The organism is Burkholderia sp. 9779_493 (assembly GCF_015712215.1).
Taxonomy (GTDB): Bacteria; Pseudomonadota; Gammaproteobacteria; order Burkholderiales; family Burkholderiaceae; genus Burkholderia; species Burkholderia cenocepacia.
Map to the genome: position 1 here is coordinate 135819 of NZ_JACCQA010000011.1, position 25078 is coordinate 160896.

Here is a 25078-nt window from a genome sequence, read left to right on the forward strand (position 1 = left end):
GCGGCAGGGGAATGACGCATGGAGCTGTCTTGCACGACCGCCGCGGCGCCGCCGTTGCCGGTCGCCATCGGTACCGTCTACGGGGCGCTGCTCAACGAGCGCGCGGCGCTCGACGCGCTCGGCGACGCCGTGAATGCGCCGCCTTACGGCCGCCCGCCGCAGGCGCCGATCCTGTACATCAAATCCGCCAACACGCATGCGGCCGACGGCGCCGCCGTCGTCGTGCCGGCCGGCGTCGACGCGCTGGAGATCGGCGCGTCGGTGGCCGTCGTGTTCGCCCGGCGCGCGACGCGCGTGGCGGCCGCGCAGGCGCTCGACTACGTGCACGGCTTCACGCTCGCGAGCGACGTGTCGGTGCCGCATCCCGACTACTACCGGCCGGCCGTGCGCTTCAAGTGCCGTGACGGTTTCTGCCCGCTCGGCCCGGCGATCGTGCCGGCCGCCGCGCTCGCCGACGTCGACGCGATCGGCCTGACGGTGCGGATCGACGGCGAGGTGGCCGCGTCCGCGTCGACCGCGACGCTGATTCGCCCGGTGCGCACGCTGATCGCCGACGTGACGGCGTTCATGTCGTTCGACGCGGGCGACGTGCTGTTGCTCGGCGTCGCGGGCGGCGCACCGCATGCCCGCGCGGGCAGCACGATCGAGATCGCCGCGGCCGGCATCGGCACGTTGCGGCATACGCTGATGGCGGAGGGAGCACGATGAAGACGGCGCGCGTGATCTACAACGGCGCACTGCATGCGGCCGAACCGGCAGGCGACGGCGCGATCCGCCTGGATACGGGGCGGGTGGTGGCCGAGGACGCGGTGGCGTGGTTGCCGCCCGTCGCGCCGCGCACGACCTTCGCGCTCGGCCTGAACTACGCCGACCACGCGAAGGAACTCGCGTTCAACGCACCGACCGAGCCGCTGATTTTCCTGAAGGGGCCGAACACGTTCGTCGGCCACCGGTCGCTCACCGTGCGCCCGGCGGACGCCACGCACATGCACTACGAGTGCGAGCTGGCCGTCGTGATCGGCCGCCCGGCGCGCCGCGTGAGCCGCGCGCAGGCGATCGACTACGTGGCCGGCTATACGGTCGCGAACGACTACGCGATCCGCGACTATCTCGAAAACTACTACCGCCCGAACCTGCGCGTGAAGAACCGCGACACCTGCACGCCGCTCGGGCCGTGGTTCGTCAGCCGCGACGAGATCGGCGACGCGGGCGACCTGATGCTGCGCACGACGGTGAACGGCCGGGAGACGCAGCGCGGCAGCACGCGCGACATGGTGTTCGACGTGCCGGCGCTGATCGAGCACATCAGCAGCTTCATGACGCTTTCGCCGGGCGACCTGATCCTGACCGGCACGCCCGAGGGGCTGGCGGACACGCAGCCGGGCGACGAAGTCGTGACCGAAATCGAAGGGATCGGCCGGCTCGTGAACACGATCGTCGGCGAAGCGGACTACTATCGCGCCGGCTGAGGCCGTCGCCCAAGGAAGGAGAGCACATGACCATCAAGCACTGGATCGGCGGCCGCGAAGTGGAGAGCCGCGAAACCTTCACGACGCTGAACCCGGCGACGGGTGAAGTCATCACCGACGTCGCGTCGGGCGGCGAGCCCGAGGTCGACGCGGCCGTGCGCGCCGCGAAGGAAGCGTTCCCGAAATGGGCGAACACGCCGGCCAAGGAGCGCGCAAAGCTGATGCGCAAGCTCGGCGAACTGATCGAGAAGAACGTGCCGATGCTCGCCGCGCTGGAGACGCAGGACACCGGCCTGCCGATCGCGCAGACGAGCAAGCAGCTGATTCCGCGCGCGTCCGAGAACTTCAACTTCTTCGCGGAAGTGTGCGTGCAGATGAACGGCCGCACCTATCCGGTCGACGACCAGATGCTCAACTACACGCTGTACCAGCCGGTCGGCGTATGTGCGCTGGTGTCGCCGTGGAACGTGCCGTTCATGACGGCCACGTGGAAGACGGCGCCGTGCCTCGCGCTCGGCAACACGGCCGTGCTGAAGATGTCGGAGCTGTCGCCGCTGACGGCCGACCAGCTCGGCCGGCTCGCACTCGAAGCCGGCATCCCGCCCGGCGTGCTGAACGTCGTGCAGGGTTACGGCGCGACGGCCGGCGATGCGCTCGTGCGGCATCCGGACGTGCGCGCGGTGTCGTTTACCGGCGGCACGGTCACCGGCAAGCGGATCATGGAACGCGCGGGCCTCAAGAAGTATTCGATGGAGCTCGGCGGCAAGTCGCCGGTGCTCATTTTCGACGACGCCGATTTCGATCGCGCGCTCGACGCGTCGCTGTTCACGATCTTCTCGATCAACGGCGAACGCTGCACCGCCGGCTCGCGGATCTTCGTGCAACGCACGATCTACGACCGCTTCGTGCAGGAATTCGCGCGCCGCGCGAACAACCTGGTGGTCGGCGATCCGGCCGATCCGGGCACGAATCTCGGCGCGATGATCACGCGCCAGCACTGGGAAAAGGTGACGGGCTACATCCGCATCGGCGAGCAGGAAGGTGCGCGCGTGGTCGCCGGCGGCGCGGACAAGCCGGCCGGGCTGCCCGACCATCTGCGCAACGGCAACTTCGTGCGGCCGACCGTGTTCGCCGACGTCGACAACCGGATGCGCATCGCGCAGGAGGAGATCTTCGGGCCGGTCGCGTGCATCATCCCGTTCGACGACGAAGACGACGGGCTGCGGCTTGCGAACGACACGGCGTACGGCCTCGCGTCGTACATCTGGACGCAGGACGTCGGCAAGGTGCATCGCCTCGCGCGCGGCATCGAGGCCGGGATGGTGTTCGTCAACAGCCAGAACGTGCGCGACCTGCGCCAGCCGTTCGGCGGCGTGAAGGAATCGGGTACCGGGCGCGAGGGCGGCGAGTACAGTTTCGAGGTGTTCGCGGAGATCAAGAACGTGTGCATTTCGATGGGTTCGCATCACGTCCCGCGCTGGGGCGTGTGACGGGCGCAGGCCGTGTTGTCGCAAGAACGATAGGGAGACTTGAACGATGGGCAAACTGTCCCTCGCCGCGAAAATCACGCACGTGCCGTCGATGTACCTGTCGGAATTGCCCGGCAAGCATCACGGCTGCCGTGAAGCGGCGATCCGCGGCCACCAGTTGATCGGCGAGCGTTGCCGCGCGCTCGGCGTCGACACGATCGTCGTGTCGGACGTGCACTGGCTCGTCAACGCGGGCTATCACGTGAACTGCAATGCGCGGTTCGCGGGCACCTATACGAGCAACGAGCTGCCGCATTTCATCCGCGACATGCAGTACGCGTATCCGGGCAACCCGGCGCTTGGCCGGCTGATCGCGGAAACGGCCACCGAGCGCGGCGTCGCGACGCGCGCACACGAGATCGACAGCCTCGAACTCGAATACGGCACGCTCGTGCCGATGCGCTACATGAACGGCGACCAGCATTTCAAGGTCGTGTCGATCGCCGGCTGGTGCATGTGGCACACGCTCGACGAAAGCCGGCGCTTCGGCGAGGCGCTGCTCGAAGCGATCGAGAAGAGCGATTCGAACGTCGCGTTCCTCGCGAGCGGCTCGCTGTCGCACCGCTTCAACGACAACGGCAGCCCCGAGGAATCGATCCATCAGATCAGTCGCGAATTCTTCCGGCAGGTCGACCTGCGCGTGGTCGAGCTGTGGAAGCAGGGCGATTTCAAGACCTTCTGCGCGATGCTGCCCGAGTACAACACGCATTGCCACGGCGAAGGCGGCATGCACGACACCGCGATGCTGCTCGGGCTGCTCGGCTGGGATCGTTACGACCGGCCCGTCGAGATCGTCACCGACTATTTCGCGAGCTCGGGCACCGGGCAGATCAACGCGATCTTCCCGCTGCCCTGAGCGTTGCCGCCCGCCACGCCCTCGAATCCGACCGGAGAGTTGCCATGCCGCACATCGTCGTCGAATACACCGCGAACATCCGCGACGACGCTCGCATTCCCGCGCTGCTGCGCACGATCAACGCGACGCTGATCGCGCAGGGCGGCGTGTTCCCGACCGGCGGCATCCGGTCGCGCGCGATCGAGCTGCACGACTACTGCGTCGCCGACGGCACGGAGGACGACGCGTTCGTCCACGTGACGCTGAAGATCGGCTCGGGCCGCACCGATGCGCAGAAAAAAGCCGCGTGCGACGCGCTGTTCGACGCGATCAAGGCCCATTTCGCCGAGCTGTACGCGAAACGCTATCTCGCGCTGTCGATGGAACTGACCGAGTTCAGCGAAAGCGGCTCGTACAAGCACAACAACATTCACGCCCGCTACAAGCGGGCCGGCTGAACCCCATTCCCGATCCGACCATGCTCGAACCCGCCCTCATCGACCAGCTCGCGCACCGTCTGCACGACGCCGAGCGCGCACGCACGCAGATCCGCCAGATTTCGCTCGACCATCCCGACATCACGATCGACGACGCCTATGCGATCCAGCGCGCGTGGGTGACCCTCAAGCTCGCGGAAGGCCGCACGCTGAAGGGACACAAGATCGGCCTCACGTCGAAGGCGATGCAGAGTTCGTCGCAGATCGACGAGCCCGACTACGGTGCGCTGCTCGACGACATGTTCTTCGCGGACGGCGGCACGATCCCGACCGGCCGCTTCATCGTGCCGCGCGTCGAGGTCGAGCTCGCGTTCGTGCTCGGCAAGCGGCTCACCGGCCCGAACTGCACGATCTTCGACGTGTACGACGCGGTCGACTACGTGGTGCCCGCGCTCGAGATCATCGACGCGCGCAGCCAGTCGATCGACCCCGACACCCAGCGGCCGCGCAAGGTGTTCGACACGATCGCCGACAACGCGGCGAACGCGGGTGTCGTGATCGGCGGCCGGCCGGTGCGCCCGCAGGACGTCGATTTGCGCTGGGTCGCGGCGATCATGTCGCGCAACGGCGTGGTCGAGGAAACCGGCGTGGCAGCCGGCGTGCTGAACCATCCGGCGAACGGCGTCGCGTGGCTCGCGAACCGGCTGTCGCGCTTCGACGTCGCGCTGGAGCCGGGGCAGATCGTGCTCGGCGGGTCTTTTACGCGGCCGTGCGCGGCGCGCTCGGGCGATACGTTCAGCGTCGACTACGGCCCGCTCGGGACGATCCAGTGCTATTTCGAGTGAGGTGAGCGAACGATGCAGATTCCGTCGAATGTCTTCAAGGCCGCGCTCGCGCGCGGCGACGCGCAGATCGGTTTGTGGCTCGGTCTCGCGAATCCGTACAGCGCCGAAGTGGTCGCGGGCGCCGGTTTCGACTGGCTGCTGATCGACGGCGAACATGCGCCGAACACGGTGCCGACGATCCTCGCGCAACTGCAGGCGATCGCGCCGTATCCGTCGCATCCGGTCGTGCGCGTGCCGTGGAACGATCCGGTGATCGTCAAGCAGGTGCTCGATCTCGGCGCGCAGACGCTGCTCGTGCCGATGGTGCAGAGCGCGGACGAAGCGCGTGCGGCGGTGGCGGCAACCCGTTACCCGCCGCACGGGATTCGCGGTGTCGGCAGTGCGCTGGCGCGCGCATCGCGGTGGAATCGCGTCGGCGAGTACCTGCATCGCGCGAACGACGAGATGGCCGTGCTCGTGCAGGTCGAGACGCGCGCGGGGCTGGAGGCGATCGATGCGATCGCGCGGGTCGACGGCGTCGATGGCGTGTTCATCGGGCCGGCTGATCTTGCGGCCGATCTCGGCCATCTCGGCCATCCGGGGCACCCGGACGTGCAGACCGCGATCGACGGCGCGATCCGCGCGATCAAGGCGGCCGGCAAGGCGCCGGGCATCCTGAGCGCGGATGAAGCAGCCGCGCGGCGCTATCTGGAAGCGGGCGCGTCGTTCGTCGCGGTCGGCGTCGATACGACGCTGCTGGCACGGAGCGCGGAGCGGCTCGCCGCGCAGTTCAAGGGGAGCGGCGGCGGCGCCGCGAAGCAGGGCGACGGCACGTATTGATGCAGCGGCGGGCGGTTTTCCCGTGCCGGGCGCCGGCCGTTCGTCGCGCGGCGTCATGCCCGCGCATGGCGGCCGTACTTATCCCGGTGCTTGCCGTCCCGCCTCCAGGTACCTTCCCGGCGTCGTCCCCAGCGCGCGCCGGAACATGTCGATGAACGCGCTCACGTTGTCGTACCCGAGATCGAGCGCGATCGTCGTCACCGGCACGCCGTCGGCAATGCGCTCCAGCGCCCGCAGCAGCCTGGCCTGCTGACGCCACTGCGCGAACGTCAGCCCCGTCTCGGCGACGAAGCGGCGGCTCATCGTCCGCGCGCCGATGCCGGCCCATTCGGCCCATTCCTCCAGCCGCCGGTCGTTCGCGAGATCCGCGGCCAGCGCATCGGTGATCTTCACGAGCCGCGGGTCCCGCGGCCGGACCAGCCCCAGCGCCTCGGCTTCCGACGCCGCGATTTCATCGAGGATCACGTCGGCGATCCGCGTCTGCGTGGCATTCAGATCGGAATCGCCCCAGCTCGCCGCGCGCTGCACGGCTTCGCGCAGCAGCGGCGTCGTGCGGATCGCGCGCGGCGTCGCCGGCAGCGCCGCGCAGCGGGCTTCGGCGACGAACGCCGACCAGCCGGCAATCGGCCCGAACGAACGCAACGAATGCCGGCAATGCGGCGGAATCCAGATTGCATGAATCGCCGGCACGACCCACTCCTGGTCGTCGAGGCCGATCGTCACGAGCCCGCTCAGCGCGCCGACGAGCTGGCCGCGCGCATGCGAATGCGGCGCGGTGATGCGCGGGTCGCGTTGCGACAGGACGGCGGCGACCACGAACGGGCCGTCGTCGGACGTGACGAAGCGGGCGGGCAGGAGTGGATCGGACATGGCCGGATATCGGTATCGAATGGCTGTTATACCGGAGATCGGCCGGATTCGCACGCCTACACTGCGTCCATCGATGACAACCGGAGTACGACGCGATGCGAGCCGAACAGATGCTTCCCGACCATGCCAACCAAGTCGATGCCGGCGGAACGACGATCCGCAAGGGGACCGTCGGCGCGTTTCTGGTCAACGCGCGCGTATTGACCGATCCGAACGCTGCCCCGGCCGAGCGGGCGCGTGCGGAGGCCGACGCGATCGATGCGTTGCCCGCGCTGCGTGCGCTCGGCCTGTTCGACGTGCTGGAAGTACGCGATCCCGCGCTGCGCGCATGGCTCGATGCCCGGTAAGGCCCACTCTCCAGAATCGAAGGAATCACCATGAAAGCAGCAGTCGTCGAAGGCGCCGGACAGCGTCCGGTTTATACGGAGTTCGAACCGCCGGGCGCGATGCCGGGCCACAGCGTGATCGACGTGACGGCGTCCGCGCTGAGCCGCATCGCGCAGGGGCGTGCGGCGGGTACGCATTATTCCTCCGTTGACGCTTATCCGTTCGTTGTGGGTGTCGACGGCGTGGGGCGTCTCGATGATGGCCGGCGCGTCTACTTCTTCGGTGCGCCCGCGCCGTTCGGTGCGATGGCCGAACGCACGATCGCGCCCGATACGCAGTGCGTGCCGCTGCCGGACGCGCTCGACGATGTCACGGCCGCGGCGATCGCGATTCCCGGGATGTCGTCGTGGGCGGCGCTGACCGAACGCGCGCGGTTCGTCGCGGGCGAGACGGTGCTCGTCAATGGCGCAACGGGCACGTCGGGGCGGCTCGCGGTGCGGATCGCGAAGCATCTCGGCGCGGCGAAGGTGATCGCGACGGGCCGCAACGCGGCCGCGTTGCAGGCGTTGCTGAGTGCCGGTGCGGACGCGGTGGTGTCGCTGCAGCAGGACGACGTGCATCTGGCGCGGGCGCTCGAACCGCATTTCCGCGCAGGCGTGGACGTCGTGCTCGATTATCTGTGGGGCGCCAGCGCGCAGACGCTGCTGGTTGTCGCCGCGAAGGCGACGCCCGGCGGCCGGCGGCTGCGTTTCGTGGAGATCGGCTCGATCAGCGGCGCGGACGTGCTGTTACCGGGCGCCGTGCTGCGCGCGACCGCGATCGAGCTGATGGGCAGCGGCTTGGGCAGCGTGCCGTTGCCGCGCCTGCTGGCGTCGGTGCGCGGCGTATTCGAAGCGGCCGGGGAGGCAGGACTCGCGATCGACACGCGCACGGTGCCGCTGTCGGCCGTTGGCGAACACTGGGGCGATTCGAGCAGCGTCGTGCGCCCGGTGTTCACGATGCGTGGCGAGTGAGCGGCGGATCGCCACGTGGCGGGCCGGATGTAGCATGAGCGTTGGATTGTGCGGCGGCATCGGGCCATTCGCCGTCATGCCGCCGCGCGTAACGTGAAAGCAGGCGGGGCGGCCGATCACCCGCTGCCGCTCGTCGCGTCAGCTTCAAAACCGCTGCTGAATCCCCGCCGTGACCCCGACCTGCGTGGTGCCATACCCGGCGAAATCGCGCGACACGCCGACCTTCTGGTCGTGTTTCGCGATCGCGAACGCGCCGGCCGCATACAGCACCGTCCGCTTCGACAGCGCGTAGTTCGCGCGCACCGACACCAGCGTCGGGTCGGCGTCCGTGCCGCCCTTGATGTTCTGGTGATAGACGGCCGCGATCAGCGAGAACGTCGGCGTGAACTGGTACGACCCGCCGAGCCAGTACATGTCGCTCAACTGGTTCGCGGCCGTGGTGTGGAACGTGCGCCGATAGTTGCGATAGCCGGCCATCGTTTTCAGGTTGCCGAAGTCGTAGCTCAGGCCCGCGTGGATGCTCTGGATGTAGTTGACGGTATCGGCCGGCGTGACACTGTCGGCCGCGCCGTTTTGCCGGTCGAACGTGACGACGGCGGCGAACGGCCCCGTCTCGTAGCCGACCGCGAAATCGTATTTCGAGCTGGTCTTCATGCTGCCCGGCACGTTGCCGAAACCGTACAGCGCGCCGAACTTGAAGCCGCTGAATTCGCCGTCGTAGCGCACCGCGTTCGACGAGCGCGTGAACAGGCCGTCCTTGCGGCCGCCGGTCGCCATCGACGAGGTCGCCCACGAGTAGTTCTGCGCGTAACCCATCGGGTCGAACGGCAGCATGTAGTCGTAAGTGACGGTGAAGTTGCGGCCGAGCGACAGTTCGCCCCATTTGCCTTTCAGGCCGACCGTCGCGCGGCGCGCGAAGATCGAGTCCGGGCCGTCGTCGGACGCGCCGTTCGCGAGGTCGATCCCGCTTTCGAGGCGGAACACGGCCTTCAGCCCGCCGCCGAGATCCTCGACGCCGCGCAGGCCCCAGCGCGACGTGTTCTTGTTGCCCGACTTGAGCTTGACCGAATTGCCGCCTTGCGGCGCCGCATGGTTCGTGAATTCGATGCCGGCGTCCATGATCCCGTACATCGTGACCGACGACTGCGCGTGCGCGGCGCCTGCCGCGAGGCCGGCCACGGCGGCCGACCCGGTCAGGACGGCGGCGTGAAGGGAACGGTGTGCGCATGACTTCATTGGCGGTGTCTCCTTGGTTCTTGTGGGTTGGGTGAAACGGATACGGCGCGCGACCGCCCGCGGCGGACGCCGCGAAGCGTCCGCCGGACGGAAGGCCGTTGCGTGGCGCGAGGCGCGCGACATGCGCGGCGGCAGGCGAGCCGCCGCGCCCGGGTCAGCCCGCTTTCGCGAACGCCCAGCAGTCGTTGGTCGGGAATTCGATCCAGTGCTTGCCGGCCGCGCGCGGCACATGGCCGAACGCACGCAGGCGCATCTCGCCGCAATGGAACAGGTATTCCCAGCGGTCGCCGAGATACATCGACGTGACGAGGTCGGCCTGCAGCCGGTTCGCGCCCGGGCCGTCGGCGACCTGCACGCGTTCGAGGCGGATCACGGCCTGGGCGTCCTGGCCCGGCGCGAGCGCGTCGCGGGCAAGCGCCTGCAGCTCCCAGCCGTCGCCGGCGAGCGTCACGCATTCGCCGTCGATCGCGGCGACGCGCGCGTCGATCCGGTTGTTGCTGCCCATGAATTCGGCGGTGTACAGCGAGCGCGGCGCGCCGTACAGCTCGGCCGGCGTGCCTTCCTGCTCGATGCGGCCGTTGCGCAACAGCAGGATGCGGTCGGACATCGCCATCGCTTCGGTCTGGTCGTGCGTCACGCAAAGGGCCGACAGCCCGAGCGACACGATCAGCTCGCGCAGCCACGCACGTGCCTCCTCGCGCAGCTTCGCGTCGAGGTTCGACAGCGGCTCGTCGAGCAGGATCACGGGCGGGTTGTAGACGAGCGCGCGGGCGATTGCGACACGCTGCTGCTGGCCGCCCGACAGTTGATGCGGAAAGCGTTCCGCGAGATGGCCGAGGCCGAGCTGGTCGAGCGCGGTCTGCACGCGGCGCTTCTGTTCGGCCGGTGCGACGCGGCGCAGCTTGAGCCCGTAGCCGACGTTGTCGGCGACGGTGCGGTGCGGCCACAGCGCGTACGACTGGAACACGAGGCCGAGCGAGCGCTGTTCGACCGGCAGGTCGATGCGCTGTGCGCCGTCGAAGAACACGCGGTCGTCGAGCTGGATGCGGCCGTCGGACGGCTGTTCCAGGCCGGCTACCGCGCGCAGCAGCGTAGTCTTGCCGCTGCCCGACGCGCCGAGCAGGCACACGACTTCGCCGGCTTTCAGTTCGAACGACACGCCCTTGAGGATCGGGTTGGCGCCGTAGCTGAGATGCAGGTCGTCGACGATGAGCTTATCCATGAAGTTTCACTCCGAAGCGCAGGGCCACGCCGAGACCGGCGCCGACCATCGCGATGTTGATGACAGAGAGCGCGGCGACCTGGTCGACGGCGCCGGTCGCCCACAGCGACACGAGCAGCGCGCCGATCACTTCGGTGCCGGGCGACAGCAGGTAGACGGCCGTCGAGTATTCGCGCTCGAAGATCATGAAGATCAGGAGCCACGCGGCGAGCAGGCCGAAGCGCACGAGCGGCAGCGTCACGTCGAGCGATACGCGGCTGCGGGTCGCGCCGACGCTGCGGCCGGCTTCCTCGAGCTCGGGGCCGACCTGCAGCAGCGCGCTCTGGATGAGCCGCATCCCGTACGCGAGCCACACGACCGTGTACGCGATCCAGATGCTCCACATCGAGTTCTTCAGCTCGCGCAGGCCGGGCACGAACAGGAAGATCCACAGGAACGCGAGACCGGCGAGCAGGCCGGGCACCGCGCGCGGCAGCAGCACGAGGTAGTCGAGCAGCTTGGTCGCCCAGTCGGGGCGGCGGTGGCCGGCGAACGCGACGAGCGAGTAGAAGCCGATCGCGAGCGCGCCGCCGATCACGCCGATGCCGAGCGTGTTGACGATCGCGCGCACCAGGTTGTCCTGCTCGAACAGTTCGATGAAGTTCGACAGCGTCAGCACGTCGGCGAGCGGCACGCCTTCGCCCCAGTTGGTCACGAACGCGCGCAGCACGATGCCCGAGATCGGCACGATCACGGTCAGCATCAGCCACAGCGCGACGATCGCGAGCGCGACCCAGCGCCACACGCCGAGCGGCAGCACCGTCGCGCGGCCGGCCTTGCCCTTCACGGTGACGAAGCGGTTCGCGGTCTTCAGCAGGCGGCGCTGCAGCAGCACGAGCGGGAACGTGATCGCGACGATGCACACCGCGACCGCAGCCATCAGGTGATACGACGGCACGCCGAGCTTGTTGGTCAGCTTGTACAGGTAGGTCGCGAGCACGAGGTGGCCTTCCGGATCGCCGAGCACGAGCGGCAGCCCGAACACCTCGAAGCCGAGGAAGAACACCAGCACGCCGGCGAACAGCAGCGCGGGCATCGTCATCGGCAGGCTCACGTCGAGCGCGACGCGGAACGGGCGGGCGCCCGTCACGCGGGCGGCTTCCTCGACGTCCGAGCCGAGGTTGCGCAGCGCGGCCGACGAATACAGGTACACGTGCGGCACGTGCGTGAGGCCGACGATCACCGTGATCGCGAAGATCGAATACACGTTCCAGGGCACGTTCTGCACCCCGAACAGTTCCTTGAACCACACCGAGTAGAAGCCGACCGGGCCGGCCGCGACCACGTAGCCGAACGCGAGCACCATCGGCGACACGAACACCGGCGTGAGCAGCAACGGTTCGAGCCAGCGGCGGCCGGGCAGGTCGGTGCGCACCATCAGGAACGCGAGGATGCCGCCGAGCGGGATCGAGATGAACAGCATCCCGCCGGCGATGATGAACGAGTTTTTCACGGCCGACCAGAAGTCGGGATCGCTGAAGATGAAGCGGAAGCCTTCGATGCCGAGCGTCTTGTTCGCATCGAAGAACGGCGCGGACAGCAGGCTCTGGAACAGGATGAAGCCGAGCGGCAGCGCGACCGCGACGGTCAGGACCGCGACGACGATCCAGCGCAGCATGCCGGCGAGCGGCTGCAGGTTGCTGACCGGCAGCGCGGGAATCGCGTCGCGCGGGCCGGTGGCGGGCGGAACGGCCGGTGCCGTGCCGCGGGTGCTGGTTGAAAGCATGAGTTCGCCCCTGCGGCCATCCGGATGGCCGCCTCAAGGAAGTCGGTAAGGGGAAGGGGCCGCCCGCGCGACGTGCGGCGGGCGGCCGAGGTCAGCGGCTCAGCGCATCAGCGCTTGATCGCCTGCTGCCATTGTTTCAGGAACGCGAGGCGCTTCGACTGGTCGAGATAGACGAGCAGACCGGTGCCGATCTGGATCGGCTTCAGCGAATCGCCGAGCTCCTTCGTGAGGCTCGCGGCCGACGTTTCGCCGCTCACGTCCGTGCGGATCGCGTACAGGTTCGCCTGGTTCGCGATCAGCGTCTGGCCGCGTTTCGACAGCAGGTAGTCGACCCACAGCTTCGCGGCGTTCGGGTTCTTCGCCTTCTTCGATACCGTGGCGAGGCGGCTCACGACCTGCGTGTAGTCCTTCGGAAACACGTAGCCGATCGACTTGTCCTTCTTCGCCTTCGCGTACGCATACGACCCGATGATGTTGTAGCCGATCAGGTTCTCGCCCGACGAGATGCGCTCCATCATCGCGCCCGTGCTCGACTGCAGCTTCGGGCCGGTCGCGCCGATCGCCTTCACGAGTTCCCACGTGACCTTCTCGTTCACGTGCGCGTCCTGCGTCAGGTAGTTGAAGCCGACGCCCGATTTCTCGATGTCGTAGGTCGTGACCTTGCCCTTGAACTTGTCGGCCTGCGTGGTGAGCAGCTTGATCAGGTCGGCGCGGGTCTTCGGCACCTCGTTCTCGGGGATCAGGCGCTTGTTGTAGACGATCGCCAGCGGTTCGAACGTCGTGCCGTACGCCTGCTTCTGGTACTGCGCCCACTGCGGCACGTTCGGGCTTTCGGGCGAATCGTAGGACGCCATCAGGCCGTCGTTGACGAGCTTGACCTGCAGGTCCATCGCCGAGCTCCACAGCACGTCGGCGCTGGTGCTGCTCGCCGCGTTCTCGCTGATGTAGCGGTTGTACAGCTCGGTGCTGTTCATGTCGTTGTACTCGACTTTCACGCCGTACAGGCTTTCGAAGTCCTTGATCAGCGGACGCACGAGGCCCGTGTCGGTGGTCGAGTAGACGATCAGCTTGCCTTCCTTCTTCGCGGCGTCGATCACGCCCTGGTAGTTCCCCGGGTAGCCGGCCGGAACCTGCGCGACGGCGCTGCCGGCGGCAGTGCCCAGAACGACCGCGAGCGCGGCGGCGAGTTGCTTCGGTGCAAACGGCATGTCTTCCTCCAGTGATGCGTGGGTTTTGTTCGAGTGACGCGGATGTTAATTGCGGGGCACTTTCAGCCTGCTTTCATTCCGGTGCGCAATCGCGCCGTCCGTGTCATGGATTTCCCGAGGTCGACGCGGCCGCCGCCGCGGGTTGCGCGGCGTGCGGCGGGGCGTGAAGGGGGAGGACGCGGCGCGTGGTCGCGCGCTATGCGGAGGCGGCCAGCAACTGGCCGAGGACGCGGCCGCCATGCCGCGCGTGCGCGGCCGTCAGCGCGGCATAGCCGACGACGACGCCCGCTTCGCACCGGGCGCTTCGACAGAAGCCGCGGATCGGCTGCAGCTCGATGCCGGCCGCGCGGGCTTGCGCGACCCAGCCCGCGTCGTCGAGGCCGGGCGGCAGCCACAGCACGAAATGAAAGCCCGCGTGTTCGCCGGTCACCGTGTACCGGCCGCCGGCATGTTTGGCCAACTGGTCGAGCACGATGTCGCGCCGCTGGCGGTACGCGTGGCGGGCGGCGCGCAGGTGCTTCGCGAAATCGCCGTGGCCGATGAAGCGGGCCAGCGCCAGCTGGGGCGCGACGCCGACCGAGCGCGCGGTCGCGTGCCAGACGGCGGACAGCGCCGGCCGCAGTGCCGCCGGCACCACCATGAAGCCGATGCGCAGCCCGGAAAACAGCGTCTTGTTGAACGACCCGCAATAGATCACGCGGTCGCACGCGTCGAGCGATTTCAGCGCGGGCAGCGGGGCGGTCTGGTAGCTGAATTCGCCGTCGTAGTCGTCCTCGATGATCCACGTGCGGTGGCGCTGCGCCCAGTCGAGCAGTTCGAGCCGGCGCGAGACCGACATCGTGACGCCGAGCGGCGCCTGATGGGCGGGTGTCACGTACGCGGCGCGCGCATCGGGATGGCGCTCCAGCGACGCGGTGTCGATTCCTTCCCGGTCGACCGGCACGTCGATCACGGTCGCGCCCGCGAACGTGAAGATCTGCCACGCCGACGCATAGCCGGGGTCCTCCATCAGCACCGTCGAGCCGGGCGCGAGCAGCGTGCGTGCGACGAGGTCGATCGCGTGGCGGATCCCGGTCGTGATGACGATGTCGGCGGCCCCGCACGGGATGCCGCGGTATTCCCGCAGGTACGCGGCGATTCCCGCGCGCAGGCCCTCGACGCCTTGCGCCGGCGTCGCGCCGAGATCGTCCGCCGTCGCGGCGAGCAGGCTGGCGCCGAGCGCCTTCTTCCATTGCTGCATCGGCAGCAGGCCGGGATCGGCGAGCCGCGCGACGAACGGGACGCCGGGGCGCACGCCGTGCTCGGGCTCGGCCGGGGCGGCCGGCGCCGGCGAAGCCGGGATGGGGCGCGGGGCGCCGCCGCGCGACTGAGCCGTCGCGCGCAGATAGCTGTCCGGCACGACCGCGCACACGCGCGTGCCGGACCCTTGCGTACGGGCGATGTAACCCTCGGCGCACAGGATGTCGTACGCCGCTTCGACGGTGCCGCGCGCGACATCCCAGCGCGCGGCCAGCGTCCGGCTCGACGGCAGCGGGCTGTCGCCCGGCAGCAGGCGTTTCAGGATCGCGTCGCGAATCGTGTCGGCGATGCATTCCTGCTTCGACTGCGGGCTGCCGCCCGACAGCCCGGCAGGGCGCGGCAGGTCCAGCGGAATCGCGGCTTTGCCTCGCGGCATAGTGGTCCAGTCAATGGGCGATTTAATGGTCCTTCAGCTTATATCACTTTCGCCTTAGATTGCTGTCGACCCCACTCATCCGACCCACACGGACCTACCGCATGAAGACGCGCTCACTACCCCGCCGGGGCTGGCTGTTCCTGTTGATGCTCGTCGTGTGCCTGCCGCGCGTCACGATCGATGCGTACCTGCCGTCGCTGCCCGCGATGGCGGATGCGCTGCACGGCACCGACGCGCAGTTGCAACTCACGCTGACCCTCTACATGGTCGGCTATGCGCTGTCGATGCTGGTGTCGGGGCCGCTGTCCGACCGCTACGGCCGACGCCCGGTGCTGCTCGGCGGCCTGTGCCTGTACGTCGTCGCGAGCGTCGCGTGCGCATGGTCGACCAGCATCCCGGCGCTGATCGCCGCGCGCGTGTGCCAGGCGCTGGGCGGCTGCAGCGGCACGGTGATCGGCCGCGTGATCGTGCGCGAGCGCTTTCCGGCCGCGACGCAGGCCACGATGCTCGGGCATATTTCGGCCGGCATGGCGCTGTCGCCGGTGGTCGCGCCGCTGGCCGGCAGCGCGATTGCCGAGTGGCTCGGCTGGCGCGGCGTGTTCGGCTGGCTGGCGGCGGGCGGGCTGGTCGCGACCGCGATGGTGCTGCGCTACCTGCCTGAAACCCGTGAACGCGACGCGCGGCCGCCCGCCGGCGCCGGGCTGCTGCGGACCTACGCCGGCCTGCTGCGCGACCGGCGTTTCCTGCGCTATTCATTCGCGATCAGCTTTGCCTACTGCACCTACTATCCGTTCATCGCGGAATCGTCGACGCTGTTCCAGCGGCACATCGGGGTGTCCGGGCCGGTCTATGCAGCGATCTTCGGCGTGACCGTGCTCGGCTACCTGATCGGCTCGAATGCGTTCGCGCGGACCAGCGTGCGCTGGTCCGCCGATTCGGTCATCGCGGCGGCGGCGGTCGTCAATCTGGCCGGCGCCGCCGCGCTGTGGGTCGGCGGCGCGATCGCCCCGACGTCGGTGACGGCGCTCGTCGTGCCGATGTTCGTCGTGATGATCGCGGTCGGGATCGCGATTCCGGCCTGCCAGTTCGCGGTGATGCAGCCGTACACGCAGATCGCCGGCACCGCGTCGGGGCTGTTCTTCTTTATCCAGATGGCGATCACGGCCGCGTGCGGCGGCGTGCTGGCGTGGCTGTCGGACGGTACCGCGCACCCGATGATCGTCGTCACGGCCGGCGCGAGCATCGCGTTCGTCGCGGTGGTGGCCGGTTTTCGCGAGCGCGGCGTGGCCGGCGAGGCGCGCATCGCGGCGCGCAACCGTGCGGCGGCCGAACGCTGAGGCGCGGTGGCCGGCATCGCGCGCGGCGGGTTCGCGACACCCGCGCAACCCGTGTTTCCGCGAGGCGTGGAGACGGAAAGGATCATGTAATGTAGCGGGCTGTTCGCTGACCTTACCGGAATCCCCATGCGTGTGCTGCTCGTCGAAGACAACCCGAACCTGGCCCAGTCGCTGAACGACGCGCTGAGCGCCGCGCGCTTCGCGGTCGATCACATGGCCGACGGCGAGGCGGCGGACCACGTGCTGCGCACGCAGGACTACGCGCTGGTGATCCTCGATCTCGGGTTGCCGAAGCTCGACGGGCTGGAGGTGCTGCGGCGATTGCGTGCGCGCCGCAATCCGGTGCCGGTGCTGATCCTTACCGCGCACGGGTCGGTCGAGGACCGCGTGAAGGGGCTCGATCTCGGCGCCGACGACTACCTCGCGAAGCCGTTCGAGCTGACCGAACTGGAGGCGCGCGCCCGCGCGCTGATCCGGCGCAGCCTCGGTCACGAGCATTCGCGCGTCGAATGCGGGCCGCTTTCGTACGACAGTATCGACCGCAGCTTCCATCTCGCGGGCGAGCCGCTGTCGCTCACGCCGCGCGAGCGCTCGGTGCTCGAGGTGCTGATCCTGCGCAACGGTCGAGCGATCAACAAGGACACGCTGTCGGAGAAGATCTTCGGGCTCGACGAATCGGTCAACGCGGACGCGATCGAGATCTACGTGTACCGGTTGCGCAAGAAACTGGAGAACACGGGCGTCGCGATCGTCACGCTGCGCGGCCTGGGCTATCTGCTCGAAGCGAAGGCGGAGACGGCTGAATGAGCGGCGCCCGCGCTCACGGTCATTCGCTGCCTCCCGAGGGAGCGCATGCGTTCCTCGGGGCGGCGCGGCGGCAGGCATGATGACCCGCCCGAACCTGCGCGCGCAGGTCGCGCTGTGGCTGCTGTTGCCGCTGCTCGGCCTGCTCGCGCTCGACTCGTGGCTCACGTACCAGCGTGCGATGAGCGCCGCGCACGTCGCGTTCGACCGCACGCTGTCGTCGTCGCTGAAGTCGATCCGCGAAGGCGTGCGGCTCAACGACGGCGAGGTCGAGGTCGACCTGCCGTATCTCGCGCTCGAAATGCTCGAATCGAGCGACGGCGGCAAGATCTACTACTTGATCCGCGAGGACAACGGCCACACGATCACCGGCTATCCGGACCTGCCGCTGCCGCAGGGGCGCGACGCGGGCGACGGCGCGCCGTTCGTCACGCGCTACTACGACGTCGTGTATCGCGGCGAGCAATTGCGGATGGCCGCGCTGCGCATTCCGGTGCACGACGTGCCGACCGCGCAGTCGCGCATCGTCTGGGTGATGGTCGGCGAGACGATCGAGGCGCGCCAGGCGCTCGCGCGCGAGATCCTGATCGGGTCGCTGCTGCAGGAAGGGCTGCTCGTCGTGCTGGCGCTCGGGATCGTGTGGCTCGGCGTCGGCCGCGGGCTGCGGCCGCTGAACCGGCTGTCGGCCACCGTCGCCGCGCGCAGCGAGGACGACACGACGCCGCTCGACACCGGCGCGATGCCGAGCGAGCTCGCGCCGCTCGTCGATTCGATCAACCAGTACATCGGCCGCACGCAGCGGATGCAGGTGGCGCGGCGGCGTTTCTTCGCCGATGCGGCCCATCAGTTGAAGACGCCGCTCGCGGCCGTGCAGGCGGGCGTCGAGCTCGCGTTGCGGCCCGACGAGCAGCCGCGCGCGAACGTGCACCTGCGGCGCGCGAACGGCGCGGTGCGGCAGGCCGCGAAGATCGTCCAGCAATTGCTGTCGCTGTCGCGGCTCGATTCGGACAGCGGCCATGCGGTCGCGCACAAGCCGGTCGCGCTGCACCGGCTCGCGCGCAGCGTGACGCTCGACTGGTCGCCCGTCGCGCGCGCACGCGACATCGATCTCGGCTTCGAGCACGAGGCCGACGTCGACGTGCTCGGGCAGTCCGACTTGCTCGGTGAAATGGTCGGCAACCTGATCGACAACGCGATCCGTTATGCGGGCGACCGTGCGGTGATCACGGTGCGCGTCTCGCGCGACGGCGCGGACGCGCGGCTCGACGTGATCGACAACGGGCCGGGCATTCCGGCCGACGAACGCGACGCGGTGTTCGAGCGCTTCCATCGCGGCAGCAAGACGCAGACGGTCGAAGGAACGGGGCTCGGGTTGTCGATCGTGCGGGAAATCGCGCGTGTGCATCAGGGCAGCGTGACGCTGGCCGATGCGGCCGGCGGCGGGCTGATCGTGACGATCCGGCTGCCGGCGGCGGTGAGTGATGCGATGCCGCGCGCCGCGTGAAGGGAACGGATAGTGCTATCCGGCTCAATCGCCGAAGCCGATCTCCGCTTCGACCGGCTGCCCGACTTCGAGCCACGCACCCGCACCTTCGACGACGATCGCATTGATGCCGAACGTCAGCGCACCGTCGTAGTTCGGGTTCGCGCGATAGGTCTGCATCGTGTCGGTCGGCTCGTGCGGCCATGCGGGATCGGGCGCGCCGGTCGCCTGGTCGATCGTCGGCATCGGGCAGCGCGTGCACAGCTTCACGAGTCGCAGCCGCACCGGCGTGTCGCCTTGCGTGTCGAGATGCTCGACGAAATCCTCTTCGTACGCGTCGAGATCCGACACGACGATGTTCGGCCGGAAGCGGTTCATCGGGATCGCCGGCGCGCCTTTCGCGGCAAGCCGCGCGTTCAGGTCGTCGAGCGACGACTGGCCGATCACCAAAAGCGGATAGCCGTCCGCGAACTGCGTATGCGTATCGATCTCGCCGGTCCATTTGCGATTGCAGCCGCGGCGTGCATCGGGGCCGAAGCGCGCGAGCTTCGTCGGCACGCCGAGGAATTCGGTGAGCCACGCGGCCGTTTCGGCGCCCGTGTCGATCGCGTCGACGGTGTCGCGCCACACGGTCGCCGCCATCTTCGGCGTGGCGGGCGTCGCGTCGCCGTCGAGCGGCGTGCGCAGTGCCGGCATGCCCGGTGCGTTCAGTACGAGCGCATCGTTGTCGAGTGTCGGACGGATCAGCGCGAGACGCGGATGCGTGCGCTGCGTGAGCATCTGCCCGTGCGGATCGGTGATCAGCCAGTGGCGGTCGTAGGCGAGGCCCGTTTCAAGCAGTTGCGCGCGCGTGAGCGCGATGCCGGCGCAGGATTTGATCGGGTAGACGAAGAGTTCGGTGATGGCTGGCATGACGCTGGCTGACGGCGGGATGATCGAATCGCGATTGTGCCAGATCGGGCCGAAGCCGTTTGGGCGGCTGCGTACGGCCTACCGCCACGCAGCCGTCAGCCGAGCGGGAAGCCGGTGTCGAAGGTCGTGCGCACGTCGAGCGGCTGGCGCAGCAGCCCGGCCTTCAGGTAGAAGTCGGCCGTGCGCTGCTGTTCGGCGATCACCGTCGCGTCGATCGGCAGCCAGCGCGTGCCGCGGCGCTCGAATTGCAGCTTCGCGGCGGCCGGCGGAATGCCGATGATGCGCGCGAGCGCCGCCGAATACGCGTCGGCGTGCCGGTACGACCAGGCCTGCGCGCGCACGACGCGTCGCAGGAAATCGTGCAGCACGTCGCGCTTCGCGGCGATCGCCGCGTCGGTCGCCGCGAGATAGCTGAGGCCCGACCACAGTCCGCGGCCGTTGACCAGCACGCGCGCACGGCCGCTCGTTTCGGCGAGCGCGGTGTAGGGCTCCCAGGTCGCCCACGCGTCGATCGAACCGGTGGCGAGCGCCAGCATCGTGTCGGCCGGCGGCAGGAAGCGGAACGACACGGCATCGGGCGGCAGGCCGGCCGCATCGAGCGCCTTCAGCGTGACGAAATGGCCGATCGAGCCGCGCGTGGTGCCGATGCGCTTGCCCTTCAGGTCGGCCGCGCCTTTCAGCGCGGCGTCGCGTTGCACGAGCACGGCCGTGCCGTACGGATCGGAACGGTTCGCGCCGATCACCTTGATGCGGGCGCCCGATGCGAGCGCGAAGATCACCGGCGCGTCGCCGATCGGCCCGCAGTCGACCGCGGCCGCGTTCAGCGCTTCCGCGAGCGGCGCGGCGGCCGGAAATTCGGTCCACGCGATGTCGTACGCGAGGCCGTTCAGTTCGCCGGCCGCTTCGAGCAGCGCGCGCAGCCCGCCTTTCTGGTCGCCGGCGCGCAGCAGCGGCCGTGTACCGGATTGCGCGCGCAGCGCAGTCGGGGCGGCGGCGATCGTGGCAAGGGCGCTCGCCTGCGCGAGGAAGTGGCGTCGGGTCGGATTCATCGTGAAGTTCGGTTGAAGGAAGGATTCGTGGGTTCAATGCGGGAGCCCGGCCTGTACGTCGCGCACGGGTTCGTTGTCGACACGCAGCAGCAGCGCGGTCAGGGCGTCGCCGCTGGTGGCGCGCGCGGCCGGCCGGGCTACCGCATCCGAGCGGCACAGCAGGTCGGCGTCCGACCAGCCGGCGCTGCCCGGCAACGCCCGCGCCCGCAGCCACCCGCGTCGATCGGCGAGCAGTTGCGTGCCGGCGAGTGCCTCGGGTGCGACGCCGGCAATCGTCGCGAACGCGCGCCACGCATCGGCGGTCGTCGCGACGCAGTTCGCGCGCGAGCCGGTCGACGGCGGCACCAACCCCCCGTTTTCGGTGACGAGCAAGGTCTGCCAGCGCGCGTCTTCCGGCGGTGGCGTGGCGCCCGGCTCGAGCGCGACGACGCGCACGCGCTGGCCTTCGCGCCAGCGCTCGAGCGCTTGAGGCGCGGCGCCGCCGCACCGCACGTCGAGGGCCGGCAGCGGGACCGGCACCAGCCACGCGCCTTCCGCCTGCGCGCCGCTGCCGGCGGCCAGCGCTTTCAGGTAGTCGAGCACGGCCCAGGTGTCCTGCGGGCCGAGTGTCGCCGCGAAGCCGGGCATCGTCGACGCGCCGTGCTCGTCCTGCGTGCCGTGGCGCACGCGCCAGAACAGTTCGCCGTCGAGGCGACGCGCGAGCAGCGCGCCGGCGAAGGTCGGCGGCCAGTGCGCGAGCGTGGCGGCGAGCGGCCCTTCACCGCGTCCGTCCGCGCCGTGGCAGGCCGCGCAATGTTGCGTATACAGGTGCGCGCCGCGCATCACGTTCGCTACGGAAAACGGCGCGGGATCGCGCTGGAAGCTCGTCGGCACGGCCGGCGCGAGCCACAGCGAAGCGGGCGGCCACGGCGCGAACCACGCGACGGCCAGTGCGGCGATGGCCGATGCGATACGCCACTTGCGCGAAGCGAGCGCGGTGCACGCGAGCACGACGGCCAGCGCCGTCACGCCGCAGGCGAGCGCGAGCTGCCGCGTGAGCCCCGCGTCGATGCGCAGCGTTTCGAGCGCGATGCGATGCGCCCACGGCCACGCGGCCTGGCCATCGGCGTCGCCGGTCAGGCCGATCGCGTGGAGCCCATGCGCCAGCGCGATTTGCGCGCGATACAGCAGTTGCAGGAACGCGATGGCCCAGTCGGCGAACAGCGGCGCATTCATCGCGCGCGTCTCCGCCGGACGGCAATCAAACGTCGAACGGCATCCGGCATCTACCAGCTCGCATCGAGCCCGAGATGCCGCAGCGCGTCGTGGCGCAAGGCGGCGAGGCGCGGGTCGCCGCGATGGCGCGGGTAGGGCAGGTCGACGCGCAGTTCGGCGACGATCCGGGCCGGCCGCGGCCCGAACACGATCACGCGCTGCGCGAGGAACAGCGCTTCTTCCACGTCGTGCGTGACGAGCAGCGCGGAGAACCCGTCGCGCTGCCACAGCGCGGTCAGCTCGGCCTGCATCGTGAGCCGCGTCAGCGAATCGAGCTTGCCGAGCGGCTCGTCGAGGATCAGCAGGCGCGGATCGTTGACGAGCGCGCGGGCGAGTGCGACGCGCTGCGCCATCCCGCCGGACAACTGATGCGGAAACACGTTCGCGAACTCCTGCAGCCCGACGCGCGCGAGCGCATCGTCGACGCGATGCTGCGCGGTGCGCGCCACCCCGCGCGCTTCGAGGCCGAGCGCGACGTTCGCGCGCACGCGCCGCCACGGGTACAGCGTCGGGTCCTGGAACACGACGATGCGCGACGGATCGGGGCGCTCGATCGGCACGCCGTCCTGCGCGATGGTGCCTTGCCGCGCGGCGTCGAGCCCCGCGACGAGGCGCAGCAGCGTCGATTTCCCGCAGCCGCTCGGGCCGAGCAGTGCGACGAATTCGCCGGCCGCGACCGACAGCGACACGTCGTCGAGCACCGGCAGCGCGCCGCCGGGGCCGTCGAACGCGTGGCTGACGCGGCGGATGTCGATGCGCGCGCCGCGCGGCGGCGTGACGGCGGGCGCCGCGGCAATGGCCGCGGACGGTTCGAGTACGGCGGCGCTTACCATTTGACGGTTCCTTTCTGCCACGCGAGCACACGGTCGCGCAGCGCGAACAGCAGCGCGATCAGCCCGGAAAACAGCAGCGCCATCACGATCAGCGCCGCATACATGTTCACGTACGACGCCCAGCCCTGCGCCCAGCTCAAATACCAGCCGAGCCCCGACTTGACGCCCATCATCTCGGCGACGACCAGCACCGTGAACGATGCGCTGAGCCCCATGAAAATGCCGACGAACACGTGTGGGAGCGCGGCCGGAATCGCGACGCGCAGCACGAGGAAGCGCGCGTTCGCGCCGAGCGTGCGCGCGACGTCGTAGTACTGCTTGTTCACGCTCGCGACGCCCGACCACGTCAGGACGGCAACCGGGAAGCCCGTCGCCAGCGCGATCAGGAACGCGGCGGCCGAATAGCTCGACGGGAAGAAGTAGAACGTGAGCGGCAGCAGCGCGGTGGCCGGCACCGGCCCGAGCACGCGCAGCACCGGATGCACCCAGTAGCCGATCCGGCGCGACCAGCCGATCGACACGCCCACTGCGAAGCCGACCGTGACGCCGTACGCGAAGCCGAGCGCGAGCAGCTTCAGCGTGTTGGCGGCGCTGCCGGCGAGGCGCGGCCAGTCGTCGACGTAGACTTCGATCAGCGCCTGCGGCGGCGCGAAGAACGGCGTCGGCAGCCAGCCGGTTTTCGCGGTGACGATTTCCCACGCGGCGAGCACGAGCGGCAGCGCGACGAGCCACGGGCCGGCCGGACGCACGCGTGCGAGCCGCGTGCGGGTCGCCGCAACGAGATGGCCGAGCGTCGCGGCGACGAGCAGCAGCGCGGCGATCGTCCACGCGGCCGTGCCGAACGTGTCGGTGTACGCCCAGTCGCTGAAGCCGACGATCCGGTTCGGCCACAGTTGCGTGAGCGCGCCGAGCGCGGCCCACGCGACTGCGGCGGCGACCCCGATCGGCCAGATACGCTCGCGCCGCGCTTGCGCGGCCAGCGTGGCGTCGCACGTCGTGCAGGCCGGACGCGCGGAAGCTGTAGCGTTGGCGGCGGCGCCGGCCGGAGCCGATGCGGTGCGTGCGGCGGAAGCGTGTTCGATCGTCGACATCGCGTTACCCCAGTACGTTCGCATAGACCTGCTGCGCGAAGCGCTGCGGGTCCGTGCTCTTCTTCAGTACGCTGATGCGGCGGAAATCGTCCGCATAGAACGCGATTTCCTGCTGCAGGTCGACGTTGGTCGGGTGATGCGTGTAGGTGAGCGTTGCGTACAGCTTGCGCAGATCCTCGGGGCTGATCTTCGGCGAATACTTCGCGAACACCTTCGCGGCTTCGTTCGGGTTGTCGTGCGTGTACTCGGTGGCCTGCACGATCGAGCGCGCGAGCGCGGCGGCCGACGGCCGGTCGTTGCGCACGAGGTCGCCGCGCGCGCCGATCACGCAGCACACCTTGCGCGCGTATTCGCCGGACAGGTTGGTCGCGAGTTCGGTATACGCGCCGTTGCTGCGTTTTTCGAGCAGATAGAGGTTCGGGTCGCCGTCGGCGATCGCGTGGATTTCGCCCTTGTCGACCGCGACGCCGAGCAGATCGGCCGGATACTGTCGCCACGTGATGTCGCGCTCCGGATCGATGCCGTTCTTCGCGAGCAGGATCGAGAAGAAGTGCTTGCCGGGCGCGGCCAGATCGCTGACGCCGACCGTCTTGCCCTTCAGCGCCTGCAGCGTCGTGACGCCGGCTGCCTTCGCGCCAAGCAGGCGCACGCAGCCGCCGTGCGAGCTGCCGATGATCTTCACGTCGAAGCCGGCTTCGAGCGGCTTGAGCCAGCGGTGGATCATCCCGACCGCCGCGTCGGCCTTGCCGGTCGCGATCGATTCGAGCAACTGGTCGGTCGAGCCGCTGTAGTTGATCAGCTCGACCTTCAGCCCGTTCTTCTCGAAGAAGCCGCGCTCCTGCGCGACGACGATCGGCGTCAGGCAGAACGCGTTCTGGTTCCACGCGAACGTCAGCTTCTTCAGCGGCGGCGCGGACCAGGCCTTGCGGCCGAGCGTGATCGCCGGTACGGCGAGCGCGGCGGCGCCGGCCGCGCGCAGCAGCCGGCGGCGTTGGTCGTCGTGCGCGTCGGCGGGCGCGGGTGCGGTGGTGTGGGTCATTGTGTGGTCTCCGGGGTAGCGCAAGG

Annotated in this window: 24 protein-coding genes; 12 read left to right on the forward strand and 12 right to left on the reverse strand. The window is 69.3% G+C overall.

The window, feature by feature from the left end:
• Positions 1-18: 18 nt before the first annotated feature.
• Genes H0X95_RS13705 through hpaI form a run of 7 tightly spaced genes read left to right on the forward strand, consistent with a single transcriptional unit; the run spans position 19 to position 5934 of the window.
• A complete protein-coding gene (locus H0X95_RS13705; RefSeq protein WP_048985568.1) occupies positions 19-708 on the forward strand; it encodes a fumarylacetoacetate hydrolase family protein in 690 nt (229 codons plus the stop codon).
• Positions 705-1469 carry a fumarylacetoacetate hydrolase family protein gene (locus H0X95_RS13710; protein WP_034202418.1) on the forward strand — a complete coding sequence of 255 codons (765 nt, stop codon included), beginning with the start codon at positions 705-707 and terminating at the stop codon, positions 1467-1469. The genes H0X95_RS13705 and H0X95_RS13710 overlap by 4 nt, the downstream gene beginning before the upstream one ends.
• Before the next feature lie 26 nt (positions 1470-1495).
• Positions 1496-2959, forward strand: coding sequence for a 5-carboxymethyl-2-hydroxymuconate semialdehyde dehydrogenase (gene hpaE, locus H0X95_RS13715; protein WP_124674731.1), 1464 nt, complete (start codon positions 1496-1498; stop codon positions 2957-2959).
• Between the two features lie 46 nt (positions 2960-3005).
• Positions 3006-3854 (forward strand): 3,4-dihydroxyphenylacetate 2,3-dioxygenase, encoded by an 849-nt coding sequence (hpaD, locus tag H0X95_RS13720; RefSeq protein ID WP_006494970.1) that lies wholly within the window; start codon positions 3006-3008, stop codon positions 3852-3854.
• Positions 3855-3898: 44 nt separating this feature from the next.
• Complete coding sequence (locus tag H0X95_RS13725) at positions 3899-4291, forward strand: 5-carboxymethyl-2-hydroxymuconate Delta-isomerase (RefSeq protein WP_006494969.1); 393 nt, start codon at positions 3899-3901, stop codon at positions 4289-4291.
• A 20-nt stretch (positions 4292-4311) separates the two neighbouring features.
• Positions 4312-5115 (forward strand): 2-oxo-hept-4-ene-1,7-dioate hydratase, encoded by an 804-nt coding sequence (gene hpaH, locus H0X95_RS13730; protein ID WP_006490710.1) that lies wholly within the window; start codon positions 4312-4314, stop codon positions 5113-5115.
• Between the two features lie 12 nt (positions 5116-5127).
• Positions 5128-5934 (forward strand): 4-hydroxy-2-oxoheptanedioate aldolase, encoded by an 807-nt coding sequence (gene hpaI / locus H0X95_RS13735; RefSeq protein WP_048985563.1) that lies wholly within the window; start codon positions 5128-5130, stop codon positions 5932-5934.
• A 78-nt stretch (positions 5935-6012) separates the two neighbouring features.
• Here the strand turns inward: hpaI and H0X95_RS13740 are convergent, their stop codons facing one another.
• The gene (locus H0X95_RS13740) at positions 6013-6804 is read right to left on the reverse strand and encodes an AraC family transcriptional regulator (RefSeq protein WP_060265917.1); all 792 of its coding nucleotides are present in this window, start codon (positions 6802-6804) and stop codon (positions 6013-6015) included.
• Positions 6805-6899: 95 nt separating this feature from the next.
• Here H0X95_RS13740 and H0X95_RS13745 point away from each other — a divergent pair, with 95 nt between their 5' ends.
• Positions 6900-7151, forward strand: a complete 252-nt coding sequence (locus H0X95_RS13745; RefSeq protein ID WP_006479165.1) for a hypothetical protein — start codon at positions 6900-6902, stop codon at positions 7149-7151.
• Positions 7152-7181: 30 nt separating this feature from the next.
• Positions 7182-8144: a quinone oxidoreductase family protein gene (locus tag H0X95_RS13750; RefSeq protein WP_060265921.1), complete on the forward strand. Its 963-nt coding sequence runs from the start codon at positions 7182-7184 to the stop codon at positions 8142-8144.
• A 144-nt stretch (positions 8145-8288) separates the two neighbouring features.
• On the opposite strand, the gene H0X95_RS13755 is transcribed toward H0X95_RS13750, so the two are convergent.
• The 5 genes from H0X95_RS13755 to pdxR form a co-directional block, all read right to left on the reverse strand.
• Positions 8289-9380 (reverse strand): porin, encoded by a 1092-nt coding sequence (locus H0X95_RS13755; protein WP_080330957.1) that lies wholly within the window; start codon positions 9378-9380, stop codon positions 8289-8291.
• Positions 9381-9534: 154 nt separating this feature from the next.
• Entirely contained in the window at positions 9535-10602 is a 1068-nt protein-coding gene (locus H0X95_RS13760; protein WP_060212360.1) for an ABC transporter ATP-binding protein, read from the reverse strand.
• A complete protein-coding gene (locus tag H0X95_RS13765) occupies positions 10595-12367 on the reverse strand; it encodes an ABC transporter permease (RefSeq protein ID WP_059723332.1) in 1773 nt (590 codons plus the stop codon). Before H0X95_RS13765 ends, H0X95_RS13760 begins: the two co-directional genes overlap by 8 nt.
• 107 nt (positions 12368-12474) lie before the next feature.
• Entirely contained in the window at positions 12475-13575 is a 1101-nt protein-coding gene (locus tag H0X95_RS13770) for an ABC transporter substrate-binding protein (RefSeq protein ID WP_006490712.1), read from the reverse strand.
• Between the two features lie 196 nt (positions 13576-13771).
• On the reverse strand, positions 13772-15250 hold the full coding sequence (pdxR, locus tag H0X95_RS13775; RefSeq protein WP_059723335.1) for a MocR-like pyridoxine biosynthesis transcription factor PdxR: 1479 nt from the start codon (positions 15248-15250) through the stop codon (positions 13772-13774).
• Positions 15251-15351: 101 nt separating this feature from the next.
• On the opposite strand from pdxR, the gene H0X95_RS13780 reads away from it, so the two are divergent.
• The 3 genes from H0X95_RS13780 to H0X95_RS13790 all read left to right on the forward strand — a co-directional run bounded on the left by H0X95_RS13780 (position 15352) and on the right by H0X95_RS13790 (position 18895).
• Positions 15352-16587 carry a multidrug effflux MFS transporter gene (locus H0X95_RS13780; RefSeq protein WP_058903059.1) on the forward strand — a complete coding sequence of 412 codons (1236 nt, stop codon included), beginning with the start codon at positions 15352-15354 and terminating at the stop codon, positions 16585-16587.
• Positions 16588-16713: 126 nt separating this feature from the next.
• On the forward strand, positions 16714-17394 hold the full coding sequence (locus tag H0X95_RS13785; protein ID WP_006484260.1) for a response regulator: 681 nt from the start codon (positions 16714-16716) through the stop codon (positions 17392-17394).
• A gap of 79 nt (positions 17395-17473) precedes the next feature.
• On the forward strand, positions 17474-18895 hold the full coding sequence (locus tag H0X95_RS13790) for a sensor histidine kinase (protein WP_034203352.1): 1422 nt from the start codon (positions 17474-17476) through the stop codon (positions 18893-18895).
• 24 nt (positions 18896-18919) lie between these two features.
• On the opposite strand, the gene H0X95_RS13795 is transcribed toward H0X95_RS13790, so the two are convergent.
• The 6 genes from H0X95_RS13795 to H0X95_RS13820 all read right to left on the reverse strand — a co-directional run bounded on the left by H0X95_RS13795 (position 18920) and on the right by H0X95_RS13820 (position 25052).
• Positions 18920-19786, reverse strand: a complete 867-nt coding sequence (locus H0X95_RS13795; protein ID WP_060265929.1) for an MOSC domain-containing protein — start codon at positions 19784-19786, stop codon at positions 18920-18922.
• A gap of 95 nt (positions 19787-19881) precedes the next feature.
• Positions 19882-20835 carry an ABC transporter substrate-binding protein gene (locus H0X95_RS13800; RefSeq protein WP_196446081.1) on the reverse strand — a complete coding sequence of 318 codons (954 nt, stop codon included), beginning with the start codon at positions 20833-20835 and terminating at the stop codon, positions 19882-19884.
• 33 nt (positions 20836-20868) lie between these two features.
• Complete coding sequence (locus H0X95_RS13805) at positions 20869-22050, reverse strand: c-type cytochrome (protein WP_196446082.1); 1182 nt, start codon at positions 22048-22050, stop codon at positions 20869-20871.
• Positions 22051-22100: 50 nt separating this feature from the next.
• Positions 22101-22922: an ABC transporter ATP-binding protein gene (locus H0X95_RS13810; RefSeq protein WP_006488658.1), complete on the reverse strand. Its 822-nt coding sequence runs from the start codon at positions 22920-22922 to the stop codon at positions 22101-22103.
• Entirely contained in the window at positions 22916-24013 is a 1098-nt protein-coding gene (locus H0X95_RS13815) for an ABC transporter permease (RefSeq protein ID WP_080322722.1), read from the reverse strand. The genes H0X95_RS13810 and H0X95_RS13815 overlap by 7 nt, the downstream gene beginning before the upstream one ends.
• 4 nt (positions 24014-24017) lie before the next feature.
• The gene (locus H0X95_RS13820) at positions 24018-25052 is read right to left on the reverse strand and encodes an ABC transporter substrate-binding protein (protein ID WP_006494956.1); all 1035 of its coding nucleotides are present in this window, start codon (positions 25050-25052) and stop codon (positions 24018-24020) included.
• Positions 25053-25078 lie beyond the last annotated feature (26 nt).